Annotated in this window: 3 protein-coding genes; all 3 read right to left on the bottom strand. The window is 34.7% G+C overall.

The window, feature by feature from the left end; genetic code table 11:
- Positions 1-344 precede the first annotated feature (344 nt).
- Positions 345-761 (bottom strand): hypothetical protein, encoded by a 417-nt coding sequence (locus A0F92_RS09600; RefSeq protein ID WP_167516990.1) that lies wholly within the window; start codon positions 759-761, stop codon positions 345-347.
- Positions 762-1,031: 270 nt separating this feature from the next.
- Entirely contained in the window at positions 1,032-1,199 is a 168-nt protein-coding gene (locus A0F92_RS15610) for a hypothetical protein (protein ID WP_167516989.1), read from the bottom strand.
- The gene (locus tag A0F92_RS09590; protein WP_068244928.1) at positions 1,196-1,723 is read right to left on the bottom strand and encodes a hypothetical protein; all 528 of its coding nucleotides are present in this window, start codon (positions 1,721-1,723) and stop codon (positions 1,196-1,198) included. Before A0F92_RS09590 ends, A0F92_RS15610 begins: the two co-directional genes overlap by 4 nt.
- Between the last annotated feature and the right edge of the window lie 194 nt (positions 1,724-1,917).

The raw sequence follows: 1,917 nt of genomic DNA, 5'->3' as shown, positions 1-1,917 counted from the left end.
AATCTATTGGGCTTCGTTACGCTTCGGCTACGCCTTCGCTTCACTACGCCCAATAGATTGCACTAACACAATTGAAATGAAAAATTATTCTACTTTTGAACTGTACTAAAAATGGGGAGCCTACAACAGCAACATCCTTTAAACTAATAGTATCAAAAACTAAATTGCTATTTGCTCCAAGAAGAGATGCTATTTTTTTGTACGAGTTTTTAGTTTTCCCTTTTATAGAAATACTTGTTGTATCCTCAGAAAGAAAAACTTTTTTACCTTTTGAATAATAGAATTTTTGAGCATTACTTTGAAACGAGAATAGAAATAATATTACAATTAATTTTGTTTTCATTTTATTGTGCTTTTACATTATAAATAACTTTTTGCTTCGGTGTTGTTATCATAGCATTACAAAACATTGATTCATCTGTGCTGTTTAAATCTCTCATTTGAAATTTAATTTTTGTGCCTGACAATTTAAATTGTGTTGGCAGAGTAAGTGTAGATAAACTGTCTTCCGTGTTGCTTTGGGTTGTATACTTTATTATAAAAACAAAGCCAGTACTAGCAGAACAGCCGTTTATATTTCTATCTACAGTACCATTAAAGAATTCAGGAGAGTTTTTACGGCACGAAAAAGATGACAGCAAAATTCCCGTGAGAATAAAATAAATTATTTTCATAATGATTGATTTTAAGCTTTTGAATAAATGTTTTAAAAAATTTGGCGGACTATTGTCTCTAAATAGTTGGCGGTTTTTTATTTTCATGTCCATTGTATTTGCCCTTTTTTTCACCCCTGAATTATTAGAGTGTGTCCAACAGGGTTGCTTACGCCCCGGGCTTGGCGATGTGGCGGAATTCTGTGTTCCCTCCGCCCCGGAACCAATGCTGATTAAAGTTACAAAAGTTCATTGTTTATTCTGTTGCCTGGCGTTATTCGTCTGCTGGAACCGAAGCTGATTAGTGAACCAAAAGCTGAGAAATTATTCGTCGCCCCGCCATATTGCCAATGCAATGTTAGCGGTTCGTGCTTTTTGTCAAGCAGGTTTTTTTTCTGATTTTGTCGTTCTGTGTCTTGTTTTTTTGTTGCGGTTCTCTTTCAGTTGCTTAATGAAAGCACTTATTGAAAGTTGTTCTTCCTTTGTCAGTGGCTTGTTTTGCCCACCAATAAAATCTACGTCTAATTCTTTTGTTCTGTTTTTCATTTTGGAAAATATTTGTCAATTAATTTTAAAGCTGCGATTGTGTCAATAATCATTATTCTTCCACCAATGTGCATAGCACCTAAACTGTCAATATAGTGTTGCACCAGTTGAGTCTTTGAAACGAATGACACGTTTCCCTTGTGTCCTCTTTGAAACGAAAGTTTACAAGCAAATGCAACTAAATTTCCGGGAACACCTGTATAAACTTTTGTTTTCCCTTTGTTGAAAGGTGCACTTTCAACAAGATGCATATAGACATGGTCAGACTTGATTTCAATGCTAATAAGTCCCTGAATAACCTGTTGATTGTTTACAATTGTCAGCTTGTAAACTTCTCTTTCAGGCTGCTTAAATTCAAACTTCCAGTCAAACTGCCACTTGTTCTTCTTTGTTATGCTTTTCAGGTCGTCAAGCGTTACGATTGAAATTTCAGTAGCGAAGCGGTCACCAGTTACTGCATTTTCAATAGAGTTGGTTAGTTTGTCAACCTCAAAATCAAGTCCTGTTTGTTTTCGTTTTTTCACCCTATAAATTTACGAAAAGTTTGTCTGTTAATCAATTAAGCTTGAAGTCGGTATGGTGTCCGATAGCATTCTGACTAACGTAAGACATAGTTGTTAAAAATTAGTAGTTACTATTCCCAAGTCTTCGCTAGTTATTTCAAATTTACCGATTTGCTTTTTCATTTTTTTGATTAGCCCCATTTTTCTTTTCTGAT

Origin of the sequence: Hydrotalea flava, assembly GCF_001623405.1 — a bacterium.
GTDB classification, from domain to species: domain Bacteria; phylum Bacteroidota; class Bacteroidia; order Chitinophagales; family Chitinophagaceae; genus Hydrotalea; species Hydrotalea flava.
Note: the sequence above shows the minus strand (reverse complement) of the source record. Positions and strands in the feature narration are given on the sequence as shown.

What these genes read in the sequence shown, in the direction of transcription:
- A0F92_RS09600 (WP_167516990.1), bottom strand. Translation starts at nt 761, where the DNA reads ATGAAAATAAAAAACCGCCAACTATTTAGAGACAATAGTCCGCCAAAT.
- A0F92_RS15610 (WP_167516989.1), bottom strand. Translation starts at nt 1,199, where the DNA reads ATGAAAAACAGAACAAAAGAATTAGACGTAGATTTTATTGGTGGGCAA.